Origin of the sequence: Ancylobacter sp. Lp-2 (assembly GCF_020523795.1) — a bacterium.
Classification (GTDB): Bacteria; Pseudomonadota; Alphaproteobacteria; order Rhizobiales; family Xanthobacteraceae; genus Ancylobacter.
On the sequence record NZ_JAJALI010000001.1, the window covers coordinates 786,231 to 803,276 of the forward strand.

At 64.2% G+C, this 17,046-nt stretch carries 17 protein-coding genes and 1 pseudogene; 5 read left to right on the forward strand and 13 right to left on the reverse strand.

The annotated features are described in order from the left end of the window. The first annotated feature begins 69 nt into the window (after positions 1-69). Complete coding sequence (locus LGR54_RS03735) at positions 70-366, forward strand: type II toxin-antitoxin system HigB family toxin (RefSeq protein ID WP_230360595.1); 297 nt, start codon at positions 70-72, stop codon at positions 364-366. Beyond that, positions 363-740, forward strand: coding sequence for a type II toxin-antitoxin system HigA family antitoxin (locus LGR54_RS03740; protein ID WP_230360596.1), 378 nt, complete (start codon positions 363-365; stop codon positions 738-740). The genes LGR54_RS03735 and LGR54_RS03740 overlap by 4 nt, the downstream gene beginning before the upstream one ends. A 157-nt stretch (positions 741-897) precedes the next feature. Here the strand turns inward: LGR54_RS03740 and LGR54_RS03745 are convergent, their stop codons facing one another. Together LGR54_RS03745 and LGR54_RS03750 are read right to left on the reverse strand one after the other, a co-directional pair. After that, positions 898-1,605: a GntR family transcriptional regulator gene (locus LGR54_RS03745; protein ID WP_230360597.1), complete on the reverse strand. Its 708-nt coding sequence runs from the start codon at positions 1,603-1,605 to the stop codon at positions 898-900. Between the two features lie 23 nt (positions 1,606-1,628). After that, a complete protein-coding gene (locus LGR54_RS03750; RefSeq protein WP_230360598.1) occupies positions 1,629-2,780 on the reverse strand; it encodes a Xaa-Pro peptidase family protein in 1,152 nt (383 codons plus the stop codon). Between the two features lie 128 nt (positions 2,781-2,908). Between LGR54_RS03750 and LGR54_RS03755 the strand changes: the two genes are divergently transcribed. From LGR54_RS03755 to LGR54_RS03765, 3 genes are all read left to right on the forward strand, one after another. After that, positions 2,909-3,646: an arylmalonate decarboxylase gene (locus LGR54_RS03755; protein ID WP_230360599.1), complete on the forward strand. Its 738-nt coding sequence runs from the start codon at positions 2,909-2,911 to the stop codon at positions 3,644-3,646. Then, positions 3,647-4,333 (forward strand): GntR family transcriptional regulator, encoded by a 687-nt coding sequence (locus LGR54_RS03760; protein ID WP_230360600.1) that lies wholly within the window; start codon positions 3,647-3,649, stop codon positions 4,331-4,333. It begins immediately after the preceding gene. A 104-nt stretch (positions 4,334-4,437) separates the two neighbouring features. Further along, positions 4,438-4,656, forward strand: a complete 219-nt coding sequence (locus tag LGR54_RS03765; RefSeq protein ID WP_230360601.1) for a helix-turn-helix domain-containing protein — start codon at positions 4,438-4,440, stop codon at positions 4,654-4,656. Between the two features lie 54 nt (positions 4,657-4,710). On the opposite strand, the gene LGR54_RS03770 is transcribed toward LGR54_RS03765, so the two are convergent. The 11 genes and pseudogenes from LGR54_RS03770 to LGR54_RS03820 all read right to left on the reverse strand — a co-directional run bounded on the left by LGR54_RS03770 (position 4,711) and on the right by LGR54_RS03820 (position 16,749). After that, on the reverse strand, positions 4,711-5,037 hold the full coding sequence (locus LGR54_RS03770) for a DUF736 domain-containing protein (RefSeq protein ID WP_012172357.1): 327 nt from the start codon (positions 5,035-5,037) through the stop codon (positions 4,711-4,713). Positions 5,038-5,669: 632 nt separating this feature from the next. Further along, the gene (locus LGR54_RS03775) at positions 5,670-6,110 is read right to left on the reverse strand and encodes a DUF4407 domain-containing protein (protein ID WP_230360602.1); all 441 of its coding nucleotides are present in this window, start codon (positions 6,108-6,110) and stop codon (positions 5,670-5,672) included. Positions 6,111-6,238: 128 nt separating this feature from the next. Beyond that, positions 6,239-6,406, reverse strand: coding sequence for a hypothetical protein (locus LGR54_RS03780; RefSeq protein ID WP_214008354.1), 168 nt, complete (start codon positions 6,404-6,406; stop codon positions 6,239-6,241). 238 nt (positions 6,407-6,644) lie between these two features. Next, the gene (locus tag LGR54_RS03785) at positions 6,645-7,067 is read right to left on the reverse strand and encodes a type II toxin-antitoxin system VapC family toxin (RefSeq protein ID WP_214008355.1); all 423 of its coding nucleotides are present in this window, start codon (positions 7,065-7,067) and stop codon (positions 6,645-6,647) included. Then, positions 7,064-7,318 carry a plasmid stabilization protein gene (locus LGR54_RS03790; RefSeq protein WP_132036189.1) on the reverse strand — a complete coding sequence of 85 codons (255 nt, stop codon included), beginning with the start codon at positions 7,316-7,318 and terminating at the stop codon, positions 7,064-7,066. The genes LGR54_RS03785 and LGR54_RS03790 overlap by 4 nt, the downstream gene beginning before the upstream one ends. An 84-nt stretch (positions 7,319-7,402) precedes the next feature. Further along, the gene (locus tag LGR54_RS03795; RefSeq protein WP_230360603.1) at positions 7,403-8,329 is read right to left on the reverse strand and encodes a DUF2493 domain-containing protein; all 927 of its coding nucleotides are present in this window, start codon (positions 8,327-8,329) and stop codon (positions 7,403-7,405) included. A 368-nt stretch (positions 8,330-8,697) separates the two neighbouring features. Further along, positions 8,698-9,732, reverse strand: coding sequence for a toprim domain-containing protein (locus LGR54_RS03800; RefSeq protein WP_230360604.1), 1,035 nt, complete (start codon positions 9,730-9,732; stop codon positions 8,698-8,700). 68 nt (positions 9,733-9,800) lie between these two features. Next, positions 9,801-11,858 carry a ParB/Srx family N-terminal domain-containing protein gene (locus LGR54_RS03805; RefSeq protein ID WP_230360605.1) on the reverse strand — a complete coding sequence of 686 codons (2,058 nt, stop codon included), beginning with the start codon at positions 11,856-11,858 and terminating at the stop codon, positions 9,801-9,803. Between the two features lie 174 nt (positions 11,859-12,032). Further along, a pseudogene (locus LGR54_RS03810) lies at positions 12,033-12,710 on the reverse strand (DUF932 domain-containing protein); the annotation flags it as partial. 422 nt (positions 12,711-13,132) lie between these two features. Further along, entirely contained in the window at positions 13,133-14,443 is a 1,311-nt protein-coding gene (locus LGR54_RS03815) for a site-specific integrase (protein WP_214008362.1), read from the reverse strand. A 605-nt stretch (positions 14,444-15,048) separates the two neighbouring features. After that, positions 15,049-16,749 (reverse strand): autotransporter outer membrane beta-barrel domain-containing protein, encoded by a 1,701-nt coding sequence (locus LGR54_RS03820; RefSeq protein ID WP_230360606.1) that lies wholly within the window; start codon positions 16,747-16,749, stop codon positions 15,049-15,051. Positions 16,750-17,046 lie beyond the last annotated feature (297 nt).

Genomic DNA, 17,046 nt, shown 5'->3' on the forward strand with positions numbered 1-17,046 from the left:
CTGTGGAGAAGGCGTTCCCAATTTGGGAAAATGCCTTGTTCCCGATTCGGGAATTCGCTATAAGCTCCTATGCAGATCATCGCTCGCCGGACTCTCAAGCTCTTCTGGGAGCGCTATCCGCAAGCTGAGACGCCACTCGTGCTCTGGTATGCCCGCGTGGCGAAGGCCGCGTGGGCCGGCCCTCAGGACGTGAAAGCGACCTTCGGGACTAACGTGGATTTCGTAGGGGACAACCGCCTGATCTTCGATGTCGGTGGCAACAAGTTCCGACTCATCGTCCACGTCGCCTATCCATTCCGTCGGGTGTTGATCAAGTTCGTGGGCACTCACGCTGAATATGACGCCATAGATCCGGAGACCGTTTGATGGACATTCGACCGATCAAGACCGACGCGGACTATGAGTGGGCGCTGGCCGAGGTAACACGCTATTTCGAGCAACAGCCTGAACCGGGCTCGACAGAAGGGGACCGCTTCGACGTGCTCTCGGACCTTATCGCGGCGTATGAGGAGCGGCACTTTCCGCTGCCAGATGCCGATCCTGTCGAAGCGCTGCGCGCTTTCCTTGAAGCGACCGGGCGAACGCAGCAGGATCTTGCGGCGTTGCTCGGCTCCGCACCGCGCGCATCGGAAGTCCTGCGCCGCAAGCGAGCCCTGACCGTCGATATGATCGGCAAGTTGAGCAAGGAGTGGGGTATTCCGGCGGATGTCCTGGTGCGGCCTTACAGGCTGGCGGCGTAAAACGTCCCCAAGGAAAGTTTCATCGCGCCGCGGGATGGTGCTGGTACGATCAAGCTCGATTTGCGAAGGGGGACCGATCAGTGGGGAAATTGAGATCCACAGTGTCCGCCTTTCAGGACATTACTCGGTCGAGGTGATGTCCTCCCGATCACACGCGTTAGTCCTGCATCAAGGATGTTGCGAGCGCGCGCATGACCAGATCCGGCAGCGCCGCCTCAAGAACCCGGAAATGATCATTCAGAGCGATCACAGCCGCCCCCATTTTTCCGTCGGTCAGTGCTGAGGTCAGCGCGGCGAGGGAGGCATGCAGCGGCACGGTCAGATCGGATGATCGATAGGCGCAGCGGCGAACATGATGGGTCCGCTCGCACAAATCGGCCACGTTGCGCTCGATCACATCGCTGCCCGTCCATCGGCTCATGCCGATGAAGAGGGCTTCGGTCCGGCGGGCCAGCGCAATGGCCGTCCTTGGGTCGCAGGGTGGGAAGGGGGGAGGTCCCATGTCGGGCAAGGGTCGCAATGATGCCTGACGAGCGACCACTTCGAGGCTGTGTCGGAGGAGTATCTGCAGGAGGTCGTGGATTTCCTGCATTTCGCGCAGACGCAGTTCGCGAGCGAAGAAACCTCGCGCGGGAACAGCGGCAATATGGCCTTCGGCATGCAGTCGGATGAGCGCTTCGCGAACGGGCGTGTTGCTGACCTTCAGCTGGTCCGACAATTCGACGACGGCCAGATGCTGGCCGGGACGGAACCTGTAGAGGAGCGCCCGTGTCTTCAGGGCGCGGTAGACCTGATGCCGCCGGTCCCCGCCGAGACATCCTGATGGCCGCGATCCCGGGTGAAATCGGTCCCCGTCACGTTTCATCCTCGCGTCCACGGCTCCCTGCCTCAAAGAACCTTCAGGTTGCGGGGATAGGGCGTGAGATAGTCGAAACCGTCCTCGGTCACGACGATGGAGTCGCCGATCCGTCCGCCGCCCTTGCCGGGCACGGTGATGCCGCCATCGACGGCAAAGGTCATGCCGGCACGCAGCTCCCGCGTCTCGCCGCGCTTGAGTTCCGGCGCCTCCAGCAGCGACATGCCGACCGAGCGGCCGGTTCGATAGCCCGGAGAGAAGCCGGCCGCCGCATAGGCCTCTTCCGCCGCGGCATTGACCGCCTCGCAGCGTATGCCGGGGCGGATCGTGGCCAGTGCCGCGCGCTGGGCGGCCAGAGCGGCTTCCTGGATGCGCGCCTGCTCATCGGTCACAGCCCCCGCGAAGAACTGGCGGTCGAAGCCGAGCTTGTAGTTGCGGAAACTCACCATGCCGCAGAAGCACAGATAGACCGGATCGCCCAGCTCCAGCGGTCGCACGGCGGCGCGGCGATGTACCATGCAGGTATCCGTGCCCGATTGCAGGATCTGCAGATTGTGGATCAGTGGCGAGACATAGCGGTCCTGCGGATCGCGCAGCAGAGAGGCGGCACGGCGCGTGCCGGCCTGCATGGCGGCGAGTGCGATCTCATACTCGGGCACGCCGGGACCTATCGCGTCCGCGGCCGCATCCATCATGGAAACGGCAACCTCGCCGGCCTGGCGCATGATGGCAATCTCGTCCGGAGACTTGATCATGCGCTGCTCTGCGATCAGCGGAGCAATATCCGTCAGGATGCGAGCTGGAAGTTGCTCCCTGATCTCGGCGGCGATCACATTCGGTAGCCGGGCCGCTTCGATCCCGATCGGCGTGGCCGTTGCGGGGCTGCCCAGCAGGCCAATGAGCAGGTCCCGCCATTCCCGGCCGCCGTCGGTCCATGGCCGGATGTCGCCGACCCAGCTCATGGCGGCACACATTTCCGACTCCATCAGCGGCGTGACGATGACCGGTGATTGGCCAGGTGCGACGATCATCAGCGTCGGGCGTCCGAACTCCATGCCGAGATAATTCCAGTAACCCCCGTAATAGGCGATCGAGTCCGGATCGCTGAGGACGGCGAGGCTGATGCCGGCGTTCTCAAGAGAGTGGGCAAGGAGATGCACGCGGACCTCGAAGGGGCTTGTCATTTTTCGACCTGTATGCAGCTATGATGTGCGCAACGATAATGAGGCAAAAAATGCCTTGTCAATCTGTCTATATGGCAGACATGCAAAATGGATCGCATCTAAGCTGCATACATCATGGAGTGGGAAACGTGCGTGAGATCAAGAGCGATGCCGGACGCCATCACCGGGCAAAGATCGGCTTCGTGCTGCTGGCGATGGAGCAGACCATCGAAGACGACATGTTCACGCTCCGTCCGAAGGGCGTGGGCATTCACTTCACCCGCGCGCCCATGGCGAACCGCGTCAGCGTCGACACGCTGGCGGCCATGGCGTCAGGCATTGCCGATGCCGCTAGCCTCCTACTGCCCGACGAGCCGCTTGATGTCGTCTGCTATGCCTGCACCTCGGGCAGCGTCGTCATCGGCGAGGAACGGGTCTTTGCAGAGCTGAACCGCGGCAAGCCAACGGCCCGGGCGACCTCGCTGATCACCTCGGTGATGCGGGCGCTGGAGGCGTTGAAGGTGCAGCGCATCGCCATCGCCACCCCCTATCTCTCTGAGGTCGATGCTATTGAGCGCAGCTACATGACGGCGCGCGGCTTCGATATCGTTCACATACAGGGATTGGGCATCGAGAAAGACGCCGATATGGTGAGGGTCACGCCGGAAGCCATTCTGGATTTTGCCCTCAGCGTCGATCGTCCCGAAGCAGAGGCGCTGTTCATCAGCTGTGGCGCACTGCGCTCCCTCGACGTGATTGAGGAACTTGAACGCAGGCTCGGCAAACCGGTCGTGACCAGCAATCAGGCGATGATGTGGGACTGCCTGCGTCTTGCCGGGATCGCGGACCAGCGGGATGATTATGGCATTCTGCTTCGGGAGCATTGAGTGAACGAGAGCGCGACGAACGAGACCTCAAGGACGCGGGCACCGCGCGGTCAGGTCACGGACATCTACCGGGCCTTGCGCGACCGGATCTGTCTGCTGCGCTATCCCCCGGGGATGCTGCTCGGCGAACACGAGCTTGCTGAGGAGTTCACAGTCAGTCGCACGCCGGTGCGCCAGGCGCTGCAGCGGCTGGAATATGACGGGCTCACCGAGACCCGCAACGGCGTCGGAACCATGGTCACCGGTGTCGACCCCAACGCCTTCCGCGATATCTACGCGTTCCGGCTGCGCCTGAGCGAAATGATGGGCGAGTTCCCAGCGGAAGACGAGGCGCCGCACGCCCTCTCAACGATCCTGCTGCTTCAGGACCGACTGGCGGCCCTGAAAGGCCAGCGAGACATGGAGGCGTTCTGGCAGCTCAATCACGAGCTTCATCACGCCACCAACCGGCTGATCGCCAATCTCGCTTTGCGTGAGACTCATGAACGCTATTACTTCCAGGCCTCTCGCATCTGGTACAGCGTGATCGAAGCCTTCTTCGAGGAGCAGCTCGCCGATCTGGCCAGCGAACTCAGCGAGATCGCGGGCGCGCTTCGGGCCGGCGACATCAGGGCAGTCGGCTATATCCAGCGCAACCACATCGCCTTTGGCCTGCATCGTGTTGCGAGCGCGCGCACCACCGGTTGATTCCGTCAGTTCTGACCGGACGCGGGACAAGTCGTATACGGCCCTCTGCGCTTACATATTATAGTTGATAAACTTGGCATGCTGGAATTGCGATCGGTCTGCGCATGGATATGCGCAAGCTGGTCGGACGAAATTTCGCCCGCCTCCGTCAGGCCAAGGACCTGACGCAGGAACAGGTTGCCGAGCGCTCGGGGCTGAGCCAGCAGTATCTCAGTGGTCTCGAACGCGGCCGACGCAATCCGACGATCATCACGCTTTATGAGCTGGCACGTGCTCTCGATGTTAGCCATGTCGAGTTGGTTTTCCCACCGGACGAGAAGTGAGGGGTGCCGGTGTGACCCCGGCCATGAGGCCGGGGCCCTGATCCAGGAGAGGTCTTAGTCGCTGCGGCGCCCGTTGGGGCGGGACCAGATGAGGGAGAAGTTCTCGCCGTCCTCGTCGTCGAAGAGGTTGGCGTAGATGGCGGCGGTGAAGCTGGGATCGTCGAGCTTGAGGCCCAGATAGTCGCGGCCCTCGGTGGAGCGCTTGGACCAGGCGGCCCCTATCTCGGCGCGACCGACCAGGACCCGGTGGCTGGGTGCGTTCTCGCCGGTGGCGCGGGTGTCGGGGATGATGCGTACGCCCCGGGCCTGTACGCCGAGGGTGACGATGTCGCCGGTGAACTCGTTGGTGCCGGTCTTCTTGAAGGTGCCGATGGTGGCCATGTTCCGTCTCCGTCCTGTCTCCTGAGCCCGCACCATTGCGGCCTCGATGGCGATCGGGAGGCCGGAGGCGAGCGACGCCACATCGCCTCGGGGTTCCCGTCGCGCTCGCGCGATGGGGTGAGGATTGCGACCGCAGCGCAGCGGAGGACGGCGCGAGCGCGACTTTGTTGCTTCGCGAGGAATGATGGCGATCCGGGGTCCCCGCGCAGTGCGCGGGGTGGGCGTCGGCAGGGGAAGAAAGTTGGGACGCGCCGTTGTGGCATAGGCGCTCGAGGCGCAGCCGTCCTTCGGCCAGATCAGGCCATTGAAGAGGCCGCTTGGAGCGGGCACGGGCGGATGGATGAGGGAGATGGTTTGGCCTCGCGCCGGATATAGAGACCCGACCGGCCAGCATCGGCGGGCGATACCCTGAGCTTGGCCAAGCTGCGCATTCCCCGTCCCGCCAATGTCGCGCATGCTCTGCCCCGTGGGGCCTTTCGACTGCGCCACGGCCGCCGTTCACCGCGCTCGCCAACCCTGCCGTACAGCATGGCGAAACGGACGCTCTAGACTTCCGCTCCCTTCCGGCCCAGCCGGTTGAAGCGGACGCTAAGTCATTCGCCGTCTGGTGCAGCCGAGCGGACGTCGCGGTGTCAGGGAGCAGAGCTGTGCCCGTCAGAAGGGCCGAACGCCTTCCTTCCGGTGATGCGCACGAAGGCAACAATGCCAACGGCGGCGGCTCCGAGGATCGAAAACACCATCTGCCACGTCTGGGAGGGCATGGTGTGCTTCACGATGCAATGGGTGGCGTGGAAGCCTGCCGCCACGGCCGGGACGACGAACACGGAGGCGATGAGCAGACGCGCCCAGATCGGACGGACGGTGGCGAGCAGGAACCGGCCCAGACCGAAGGTCAGGGCTGCGGCAGCAAAGCCGACAAGGATAGCGCCGAGCCATCCGGCGCCGGTGCCATAGGCCCAAGTGCCCGCCGTGATGCCCGCAAACAGCGACAACGCAAACACCGCCAGCGTGAAAAGCGGCCAGCAGAGGAATGCAATCGTCGCCATGCCGAGGAGAATGCCGATGAAGATCATGGTGGCGGCTCCATAAGGTCAATGGATGCGCCTCCACCGCCTCAGTCACACCGGCACGATGGGCAGAGTTGGCAGCAGTCTCGGTGTGGAGGCGACCGGCCACCATTCACAGCCGCCTGTTCGGCTGCTCATGATGGGAAGAGGTCGATTTCGCGGACGATGGCGGCTTCGTCGCCGTCATATTCGGCAGCCGGGGCGACGGAGAGCGTGCCGTCGCCGGCGCGGAAGATGACGACGGTGGCCATCAGGGTGGTGGCGAGGCTGAAGTCGAAGGCGTGAGCGATCTGGGCGGACATCGACCTGGCTCCTGCGCGAGCGGAGGTCCATCCCCCGCTGACAGGCGCCCGAAAGGGCCGGCCGTTGGCCGCAATCATCGCGTGAGGCGCAGCCGGAGCGGCGGCACGCGCAGCGTAGTCCGACCCTTCATGGGTTGATGGCGTCAGGCCATCGCTGGACCCAAGGATCAGCGTCGTGAAGCGGGGGTGGTCGTCCGGTCAGGAGACCGTGATGGCGGGTTGCCGCGCTGGTAGGTCGTCAGCGGTACACGTTCCACGGATTGATGACCGCCACACCGGCGGCGTCGAACGCGCTGGTATCGCGCGTGGCCACAGTGAAGCCCCGGGAGGCGGCGATCGCAGCGATATAGCCGTCGGGCGTCGGAAAGCCCTTCCCAGCCGCGCGCGCCTTCACGGCGAGGTCGGCATAGCGTTGCGCGGCAGCGACATCGAAAGGCGAGACGCGGTCGGCGAACAGCTCCATCACCCCGTCCATGGCATCCGTGAGCCGGTCCTTGCGCTTGCCCGCGGGTAGCGCACCGATGCCGAACAACAGCTCGGCGATGGTGACGCTGGAGAGATAGAGCGTCTCGGCCGCCTGTTCGTCGAGCCACGCCCGGACGGTGTCATCGGGCGCGGGCTTCATCGCCTCCGAGATGACATTGGTGTCGAGAAGGATCATTCGAAGCTCATGGGCTCGGCGGGCGTCCGGTCGCGCGCCGGGCTGAGGGCGTCGATGTCCTCATTGGTCAGGCCGAGGCGGCGGCTGCGCTCCGCGAGCGCCGTGCCAAGCCGAAGGCGCGTGTCAGGGCGAACGGCGGTCTCTAGGATGTCGCGCATCTCGGCTTCGGTGCTGCGGCCGTGCTGTGCCGCGCGCACCTTGAGGGCGCGGTGCGTCGCCTCTGAGAGGTTACGGATTGTCACGGCGGGCATGGTGGCGCCTCCAGTAAGGCTGATAGCGTTGATAGCAAAATAGAGGAATTGCCATCGCATTCAAGATGACCGGTTTGGCGGCGCTTATGCGCCACCAGTTCCGAACCGATAGACCGGGATGCCCATCTTGCGGGCCTTGTCGGCCAGATTGTCCTGAATGCCTGTGCCGGGGAAGATCACGACCCCGATCGGCACCACGTTCAGCATCTGGTCGTTGCGCTTGAAGGGAGCGGCCTTGGCGTGCTTCGTCCAGTCGGGTTTGAAGGCCACCTGCGGCACCTTGCGGCTGGCGGCCCAGAGGGACGCGATCTTTTCGGCGCCCTTGGGCGAGCCGCCATGCAGCAGCACCATGTCCGGGTGCTTGGCGTGGATCTGATCGAGCTTGGCCCAGATCTGCCTGTGATCGGCGGTGTCGCCACCCGAGAAGGCGATCTTTGGCCCGGCGGGCACGAGCACCTCGTTATCGGCGCGCCGCCGGGCGGCGAGGAAATCCCGGCTATCGATCAGCGATGCGGTGAGGTGGCGATGGTTGGTCCGTGATCCGGCCCGTGGCGTCCAGGGCGAGCCGGTGACGATACGGTAGCGGTTGGCGGCGGCCTCGCGGAAGGTTTCCATGCTGTCGCGCCGGCCGACCAGGTTCATGCCGATGTCGGTCAGGCGCTCGAGCTCCAGTGACTTCACTTCCGAGCCGTCCTGTTCGCGCTGAAGCTGCTTCTGGGCCTGCTCATTATCGTCAAGCTTCTGTTCGATCCGGTTCACGCCGCGGTGGAACATGTTGACGGTCGACCAGAGGAGATCGGGGAGGTCGGCATCGAGGCTGGTGTCGGTGACCGTGGCGACGAGGGCGTCGAAGATGTCGGCGATGGCGCCTTCGATGAGGCGGTCTTCCGGTAGCGGGCGCGGATCGCGTTCGTCTTCGGAAGGACGATGGCCGTGGAGCTGCAATGCCTGGATCAGGTGGTCGGTCGGGGATGAGACGTGGTGCGGCTCGTGGTCGTCATGCGCGCTCATGGGATGCTCCATCGGTTTGGACCGCTTGCCGTGGCGGCCTTCATGGCGACGAAGCCGTCGGGCGGGACGGACCTGTACTCGGAGCGCGGGCAGGGTCCCTGAAAGTGGGAACCGGTTTCGGGACAAGACCATGCCGGAAAAGCGCACAGGGCCGAAGCGCAGCGGAGGATGGCGACAAGCCGGCGATTTTGCTTCGCGATGGAAAGCGGCCTGAAGGCCGCGCCGGAAAATCTTCGGCGGCAGCCATTGCCGATCCGGCCCGGCTGACGGCCGATCGCCCTCTCGAAGGCGCAAGGCGCGGTCCTTTCCGTGGGCTGACGCATCCTTGCGGGTATGGCAGCCACGTCTCGCGGTTCAGCCCGTTCCGGCTATCGGGGCAGGCTCATGAAGCGCAAGACGTCTTCCGGGGCGAGTTGCAACCGAACGCACGCCCGGAGCGCATCCATACCCAGCCGCTGGAGATCCTCGTTAAAGTTCCCGAGGGTGGGCGATAGGCAAATAGCCTCGATGCCCTCGGCGTTCGCCCGTTCCATCGGCATGTCCCGCGCGGCGTCACCGGCAGGATCGTTGTCGCGGACGATATAAAGCCGCCTCAAGGCAGGCGGGAACAGGATGGCGGCCAGATGCGCGGCCGAAAGCGCCGGTGCCATCGCCATGTTGGGCAGTACCTGCCGGAGCGACAGCATGGTCTCGATGCCTTCGCCTGCCGCCATCACGCTGTCGGGCACGCCGATGCGGACGGTAGACCCAAGCAGATCACCCATCGCCTTGCGCGGCGCGTCGACCGGAGCCTTGTCGGAACCGTCGGGCGCGAGCCAGGTGCGGTGTATGCCGGTGATCCGGCCGGTGAGATCGGTGACGGCGGCGATCATGGCGGGCCAGGTCTCTGACGGGCCGTCGCCAGGCTTGTAGTAGCAGCGTGGATGAAAACGCAGGTTTCCGGTTCCGTGCAAAAGCGTAATGCCGCGTCGGCGCAAATACGTCTCTGCAAGGGTCCCGGCGAGGGGTTGCGACATGGCGAACAGTCGGCGTGCCGCTTCCACGTGCCCTGCTGGAGCTGGTACGACGCGGCGACGTAGTGTTGAGGGCTCCGGTTCGGGATGCCGCAAGTTGAGAAAGGTCCGCGCTTCATTGGCAACGTCAGCGAAGTCGGTGAGACCGCGCGATCCGCGGATGACGTCGAGAAGATCTCCATGCTCGCCGGTGGCGGCATCGGTCCATTTGCCCGCCGGCCCCTTCGCGGATGCCTGGAGCCGGACAAAGAGCGAGCGGCCGGGCGTGTTCCTGATATCGCCGACGAGCCAGTAGCGGCCCTCCCGGCGCCCATTGGAGAGATAGTGACGGCAAACGGCTTCGGCCCGATCGGCGAGCCGGTGCGACAGATCGTGAGCAATCCCGGACATAGCGAGCTTTCAAAAACAAAGGCCCGCCGACAGAGCCGGCGGGCCGAGGTTCAGGATCGTGTTGAGGGTTACTCCGCCGCCACGGCAGGGGGGATGTCCGTGGTGTCTTCAGTATCCTCAAGACTCTCGTCTTCGCCCATGGCCGTTGTGCCGTCCTGCGCCGCCGTTTCTTCGCCTGCCGCCGGTTCGGCTCCGCGCAGCGGTTCCGGCAGCCAGCCGGTATCAGCCAGCAACGTTTCGGCCTCGCGGGCCATGTCGCCCTTCTTCAGGTGCGCGATGCGCTCTGCCGCACGCGGCCCCTTGGCCTCGCTCACCGTCTGCAGAATGCGGGCCTTGGTCACGCGCCCGAGGAAATTGTCTACGGTCGGCCTCCACCCGACGGCCGCCATGTCGAGTTCGACGGCGCGGGCGAGTTGATCGGCATGGTGGAGTGAGCGGGGGCGCCGGCTCCAGGCCTCATGAACAGCATTCACCGACAGGCTCACCACATGGGCGAATAGGCCAGAGCGGCTGTCGCTGTCCCAGTCGTGCAGAGCCTCCCAGAGATTGGCCGAGTCCTTGGGCAGGACCTTCGCCCAGCCTTCATGCCGGGCGTGGATCGCCGCGGCCGAGGCGCTGTCATTCAGCCCCGGCCCCTGCGCGCTGAAGGCGATGCACTTCAGGTCGAGTTCGAGGCAGCTATCCGAGCCGTAGCGGTAGAAGCTCTTCAGCGTCAGGGCATGCAGGGCCGCGAGGAAGGCGACCTCCGGCCGCTCGCCCAGCGCCTGGCGCAGGCCGAGTGTGCGATGCGAGGTCAGTTCGGTCATGAGCCGGTCCGAGAGCGCCGACAGCCCTTCGTCCTCCTCGGGCTCGGGCGCGTCTGCCATGACGGCCTCGCCGGTACGCATGGCCGCAACCGCGCAAACGTGCGCCCCGGCGTCTTCCGCCGCGGCTTCGGGCTCCACCGGCAGTTCGTCCTCAGGCCGGACATAACCACGTTCAATGCGAGCCACACCATCATGGGCGATGCTGACGAAGGCGCCCGCGCGCGCCACCTCCGCCGGATCGAAGGTGATCGGACGCGCCTCGAAGGCTTCGATCGCCGTCTCGATCTCGCCGAGCCGCGCGTCGACCTCCTCCGGAAGATCATCCGCCTCGGCGTATTCCGCGGACAGGCGATCATATTCCGCCTGCAGGGCGTCGCGGCTGGCTTCCTCCTCGGTGGTGAGCGGGATGGTCTCGCCGCGCAGCTGTCGCAGGCCGTAGGTGTGGCCATAGGCGAAGTCAGGGGCCATTTCGACCCATTTCCAGCCCTCCATGGTGACAGCGTCCGCTTCGGCCTTGAGCTTCTCGGCCACCAGCCGGTCGACCAGCGCGACATCCTGCAGCCAGCCGCCATCATCACCTTGGAAGAGATCCCGCAGGATGATGCCGCCAGCCTCGACATAGGCCTCGAGGCCTATGAACTGGGCCCGCTTGTCGCAGGCGCGGACAGCACCCTCGGTCAGCATGCGACGGATGGCATAGGGCTGCTTGTCATAGGAGGTCTTCAGCCGCTCGAAGACCTGCTCCTGACGCACATGGTCGCCGGAGACGGTGAAGGCCATGAGCTGGTCGAGCGTCATGCCGTCCTCGGCATAGACCTCCAGCAGCACCGGCGAGATCGAGGCGAGCTTGAGGCGCTGCTTCACCACGCCGACGGAGATGAAGAAGGCAGCCGCGATCTCTTCTTCCGACTGGCCCTTCTCCCGCAGCGCCAGAAAGGCGCGGAACTGGTCGAGCGGGTGCAGCGGCGCGCGCTGGACATTCTCGGCGAGCGAATCCTCCTCGGCGATGCCGCCCTCCCGGATGACGCAGGGCACCGGCGCGGTCTTGGCAAGGCGCTTCTGCTTCACCAGCAGTTCCAGCGCCCGGTAGCGCCGCCCGCCCGCCGGGATCTCGAACATGCCGGTCTCGATACCGGCGTCGTCGACGACAGGCCGGACGCTGAGGCCCTGCAGCAGGCCACGGCGGGCGATGTCCTCGGCCAGTTCCTCGATCGAGACGCCGGCCTTGATGCGCCGGACGTTCGACTGGCTGAGCAGGAGCTTGTTGAAGGGGATGTCACGCGAGGGGGAGAGCGTGATCTTCTGAACATTGGTCGCCATGGAAGGCACCTCCGCGACGGGCGGCCAAGAGCCTCTCTCTCGGCCTCCAACCCGTCACGCAGCGCTGCGCCGCCCTCTCACTCTGGAGGGCGACGCCGCAGAACCGCAGATCCGCAAAAGCGCAAAGCAGGAAAGCCGGAGACAGGGATGTCCGCGTCTCCGGCTTTCCGGAAATCAGGCGGCCCGATCGAGCAGCTTCTTGGCCCGGCCCTCAAGATCGAGCCGGGCATCCTGGTGAGGTTTGTCGCGTGCGACGGCAGTGATGCCCTGCACGAAGTCGAAGATGCTCTCGGGCTTGCGCCCTTCCTCGGCCAGAACCGTATCGATGATTTTGGCGGCCTCCACCTTGGAGAAGCCCCGGTTGCGCAGGAAGTCGCTGCGGTCCTCGTCGGTGCGCGCGACGATCTTCTCCCGAGCTGCCTTGATGCCGTTGACGAAGGGCCTCGGCGAGGAATTGGCGAAGCGGGTCAGGGCCGGCGCTGCCTCATGGGCGAAGCGCGAGGCCGCGTACTTGGAGTGGCGGATGGTGGTTTCCTGGAAATCCTCGACGCCCCAGAGATTGCGGTTCTGGCACACGGCACGCAGATAGAAACTCGCGATGCCGAGCGTCTTCGCACCAACCTCCGAGTTCCAGCAATAGAAGCCCCGGAAATAGAGGTCCGGCGAGCCGTCGGGCAGTCGCCCGGCCTCGATCGGGTTCAGATCGTCGACCAGGAAGAGGAAGACGTCGCGGTCGGAGGCGTAGAGCGTCGTCGTGTCCTTGGTGATGTCGACACGCGGATTATAGACGCCCGTCGACCAGTCGCAGGCGTTGGGACCTCCACGAGCCAACCGTCCAACAGCCAATCTGAGAGCGGAACGATAGTCCATCGTAGATGGCGTGATGCACGCATCGGCGTGATCGCCAATGGCACTTCGATCCCGCTTCAGGTTCAGCGAGAAAAAGATCAAGGAACTCCAATCGACGAGGCGATTCCGTTCGGTCTTGCGGTCACGATCGATATGCCCGGAGCGGCGCAGATCTACGAGCAGGTTCGTGCGAACATTCAAGTCCAGCCGCGCACTTTCGTGCGGGTGCAGGGCTGAGTCCTCATATTTGCATTGCCTTCCATAATACGGCTGCAGACGATCACTGCAATCTGGACGCGGGGACCCATGAAGATCCCCCTGGGGCCGTATGAACGCTGGTCGCTTGCCTTCGTATCGGAGCAGATCACCTGCAGCCCTACGGCTACACATCGTTACCGTCGTGGAACGCCACACTTGGGCATGCCTCATTCCGATGGCGGAGATATCGCCGCCGGCCGATGCCCCGACCGGGCTTCTCGGACAGCCCGGTCGGGATCATCCAAGATCGCGTCAATCTCGTCGGCAACCCTGTCGGCGGCGAGCCTGAGCGCTTCGTCTATATGGATATAGCGCTGCGTCACGCCCCGAGCTGCATGGCCCAGTAGCGCGGCAATGGTCAGTTCGGAAAAGCCCAGGTCGGCCGCGACGCTGGCAAATGTGTGCCTCAATGTATGCGGGGTTACGTCGTCCAGCTTCGCGCTGGCACACAGCCGATCGAGCACCCGAACGACGCCGATAAAGTGGCCCTCGCCCCAATCCGCCGGGAAGAAGTACGGTGATGCTGTGTTGGGCTGCCCCAATAAAAGGTCCATAGCTGCGCGGCCTATGACCCGTGTCTGGGCTCCGCTTTTGGTATCTGGAAAACGGACCGAGCCTTCATCCGTGTTGAGCCAAAGCCGCTTCACCCCAAGGCCCTCCATTCGCCGAAAACCCGTGAGGAGCAGGAAGCGGATGGCAGCCAGCCCCGTCGGATGCTCTCCAGCCTCTGCAGCGAAACGTATGGCCCTCCCAAGACGAGCGATTTCGCTGCGGCTGAGGCGGCGTTCCCGCGCCTTTCCGGCAAGCCTACGAACGCCACGCGCGGGATTGGCGTCGATCTTTCCAAGGCGGACGGCGTGTTCAAAGATGGCATGCAGCGTCGACATGGTGCGCGCGGCCACCCCTTCCCCGCCGGTGGTCGCTCCGCCTCGACTGCCCGCGCGAGGTTTGGATGTTCTGCCGACGGCAATATCTGCCTGCGCCCCTTCGATATCCCCGAGCTTCAGCGTGGCAATCAGTCGTCGGCCGAGCAATGGCTTGATGTGAACCTCGATCCGGCTCTTATCCATGGCCAGGGTCGATGCCTTGATGGGGCGACGGCTGCGGCCGAGTATGCGGCCGGCCTCGGCCTCGGCCAGATACCAGTCGCATACCTCGGCAACCGTGATGCCCTTCAGCTTGCTGTCCGGGCTATCCAGCGGATCGAGACCCTTGGAGACGGCCACCAGCTTTTCATGGGCGATCCGGCGCGCCTCCTCGACCGTCATCAGCCCGTACCGTCCAATCACGGCGCGACGAGGCCGTCCTTCGGGCGAGCGATACTGGATCACAAAGCTCTTCAGCCCCGAGGGCATGACCTGAACGCCGAAGCCTCGAAGCTCCCGATCCCAGGCAAAACTCTCCCGAACCTTGACCCCAACCTTCGAAGGTTTCGGAACTTCCAGCGCGTCGATAAAACGCTTCGTCAGCTTTTCCATAGTGAGTTCAAAGCCCTATCGAAAATCTGCTTAGATTTTGCGAGGCTAGCCGGATTCTAATCAAATTCCAAGCTCTCAGAAGCGCAAAATAGCGTATGAAGCGTGGCCTTTAGCGCGCACCACTCAAAAAATAATCATTTATTTATAGAAGATTATCGCACTTTAGCAAACTAGGGGATATTGCAGCGAACGGCTCTCGGGCACCTTGCCAAGGTTGGGGTCGTGGGTTCGAATCCCATCGCCCGCTCCAATTTTACCTTTATATTTCAAGAAATTAATAGGCTGCCGCAAGGTGGCCTTTTCGTTTTCGAGGGTGCGTACAACACCCGTGCAACACGGCGCTTGAGAATTCAGCGGCCGCGGGCCGTCATCCAGTGCCGGATCTCACCGCGAAGGTCGGCTGGCCTCGGCTTGCGAGGGACAATCGGCGCCGCGCGGCATCCATCCTTCCTTCGTTGAGGTGTGTCGACGAACCCGCAGCGGGCCAGGGAAGCCACGTTTCGAGCGTCGCGTGGATCGTGACCATCTCGACGGAGCTACACGACGCCCGACAGGTCCGCGACACGGCGGCTCGTATCCGGATCAGCACGTTGTGGGGTCTCTGCCTAAAAGCGGCCCTTCACGCCGATAGAGCCCGCATGGCTCTGCGCATTGCCGCTGATTTCACCGTCATAGCGAACGAAGCCCGTCACCGCTCCTTCGAGCGCCAATCCCAGCCCAATGACGGCGGCGTCGCGATCCGGCGACGGGCCGTAGACGACGAAGGACGCGCTGGGAAGCTGCACGAAGCTCGATTCCACCGATCGGCTCGGGTCCGACACGTCGTGCGCCCATGCCACGCGCAGGTTAGCCACCACGGCGTTCCGTTGCCGGGCAGCTCCCTGCGGGACATCTCCTTGCCCGAGATCGAACCTGTGCCGGACATCCATCCCGGCAAGGCTGCGTGCCGCGGTCATGTCGCGGCCGGCAATGGCGAGATCGAGTTGCTCCGCCCCCTGCTCGGTGAAGGCATCCTGGTGCAGGCTGACCACCTGCAGCCCGACATTGGGGATGATCGACGTGGTCGCCGATACATCGAAGCGGTAGCCGGCCTCGATGGCGCCGATGAAGGCGTCCCCCGCGGTGTCACCGACCGTCGTGCCCTGCTGGCCGACGAAGGCGATGCTGCGGTTGATATCCGTGTCCGAACGGGCATAGCCGGCTACGGCGTCAATATAGGCGAGTCCGAACTGCAGGGATCCGGAGACGGTCGCGTAATAATTGTCCGCGTTGCCGCCGGTCGCGAGGTCATCAACCGAAAACGACGCGCGGGAGTAACCCAGGGCGGCGCCGACCGTAAAGGCGGGCGTCAGTTTGTAATCGATACCGCCGGCGAAGGTGGTGAAGTTGCTGTCGAGCCCGTGCGTGTCGCCATTACCATTGATGTCGGCGGTGCTGGCGCCGACATCCAGCCAGAGATTGATGTCGGCGGACGATCTGCCCGGCTGCTCGTCGGACGACCAGGACGGTCCCGTTCCCCGGAACTGGTTCCGCAGCACGCCGAGGAAGTTATAAGCGCCCTGGAGGCTTACCGAGGCGATGTCAGCATTGCCTTCGCCACTGAGTTGGGCGAGCGCTCCGCGGAAGCCGTCGGCATCCGTGAAGTTCAGCAGGTCCAGGCTGTTGTAGACGCTGTCCATCGGCGTGAACGGCTGCGGGTAGTCCGCATTGTCGAGCGCACTGGCGACGGCCGCGGGGTTTCCGGTACCGGCATTGGGCTCATACGCAAGGGCCTTGGTGCCGAGGGTGGTCAGTGCGATGTAGCTCGTCTCCGGCAGGTTCTCCGGATCGGCGCAGTTTCCTGCCGAGGTCTGCCCGACGATGTAATATTGCGGCACGCCGGCAGCACCCCACGGCCCTGCCGTGGGCACCGCGGGCGGATCGGCCGGGAAGTTGCCCAAAGCCGGATTGCCCGGCCCTCCCAGAACGCAGGTGCCGGCGGGCACCTGGACGATGGCAACCGCGTTGGGCAGGTCCGGCAGGGCGAGAACGTTCTTGATTTCCTCCGCCGTGAGCCCGCGTACCGAATTGGTGGTGGCGATCCACGGCCCGTCCGCCGGGCCGAGCGTGTCATAGTCGTACTGATTGTAGAAACGGACGAACTGGGTAGGCACCGAGGTGCGCACGACGGTCGCCGGTTCCGTCGGAATGAAGCCGCCTTCAATGGCGCCTACATAGATATTGGCGTCCGCGCCGGTGGTGATGGAGGGAAGGCTCGGCCCATCGGTATTGCCGATCGGTCCTATGACCACCTCTCCGGGGGGCATGGGTACGCTCTGCGCATGCCCCGCGAGGGGTATGAGGGCCAGCAACAGCCCTGCCGGCCATACCGAAGAACGGCCTGCCCGTAGGCCGGGGCGCACCCGGTCCAGCCCCATTCGTTGCCGCATACCGCAGTGCCCCAGACGATTCCGGCCCGGAAATCCAAGGTATCCTAGCATGGCGCACGAATGGCCATCAAAGGCCTCGACAGAGGCGCATATCCGCATCTCGTGCACCATCAAGAAGGTGGCCGACTCGCCCGCATTCGCAATCGGCCAACCGCAGTCGCGTTCAGCTCTTTG

Coding starts and splice junctions, on each gene's coding strand:
- LGR54_RS03735 (WP_230360595.1), top strand. CDS start 70: ATGCAGATCATCGCTCGCCGGACTCTCAAGCTCTTCTGGGAGCGCTAT.
- LGR54_RS03745 (WP_230360597.1), bottom strand. CDS start 1,605: ATGAAACGTGACGGGGACCGATTTCACCCGGGATCGCGGCCATCAGGA.
- LGR54_RS03750 (WP_230360598.1), bottom strand. CDS start 2,780: ATGACAAGCCCCTTCGAGGTCCGCGTGCATCTCCTTGCCCACTCTCTT.
- LGR54_RS03765 (WP_230360601.1), top strand. CDS start 4,438: ATGGATATGCGCAAGCTGGTCGGACGAAATTTCGCCCGCCTCCGTCAG.
- LGR54_RS03770 (WP_012172357.1), bottom strand. CDS start 5,037: ATGGCCACCATCGGCACCTTCAAGAAGACCGGCACCAACGAGTTCACC.
- LGR54_RS03775 (WP_230360602.1), bottom strand. CDS start 6,110: ATGATCTTCATCGGCATTCTCCTCGGCATGGCGACGATTGCATTCCTC.
- LGR54_RS03780 (WP_214008354.1), bottom strand. CDS start 6,406: ATGTCCGCCCAGATCGCTCACGCCTTCGACTTCAGCCTCGCCACCACC.
- LGR54_RS03785 (WP_214008355.1), bottom strand. CDS start 7,067: ATGATCCTTCTCGACACCAATGTCATCTCGGAGGCGATGAAGCCCGCG.
- LGR54_RS03790 (WP_132036189.1), bottom strand. CDS start 7,318: ATGCCCGCCGTGACAATCCGTAACCTCTCAGAGGCGACGCACCGCGCC.
- LGR54_RS03795 (WP_230360603.1), bottom strand. CDS start 8,329: ATGAGCGCGCATGACGACCACGAGCCGCACCACGTCTCATCCCCGACC.
- LGR54_RS03800 (WP_230360604.1), bottom strand. CDS start 9,732: ATGTCCGGGATTGCTCACGATCTGTCGCACCGGCTCGCCGATCGGGCC.
- LGR54_RS03805 (WP_230360605.1), bottom strand. CDS start 11,858: ATGGCGACCAATGTTCAGAAGATCACGCTCTCCCCCTCGCGTGACATC.
- LGR54_RS03815 (WP_214008362.1), bottom strand. CDS start 14,443: ATGGAAAAGCTGACGAAGCGTTTTATCGACGCGCTGGAAGTTCCGAAA.
- LGR54_RS03820 (WP_230360606.1), bottom strand. CDS start 16,749: ATGCCCCCCGGAGAGGTGGTCATAGGACCGATCGGCAATACCGATGGG.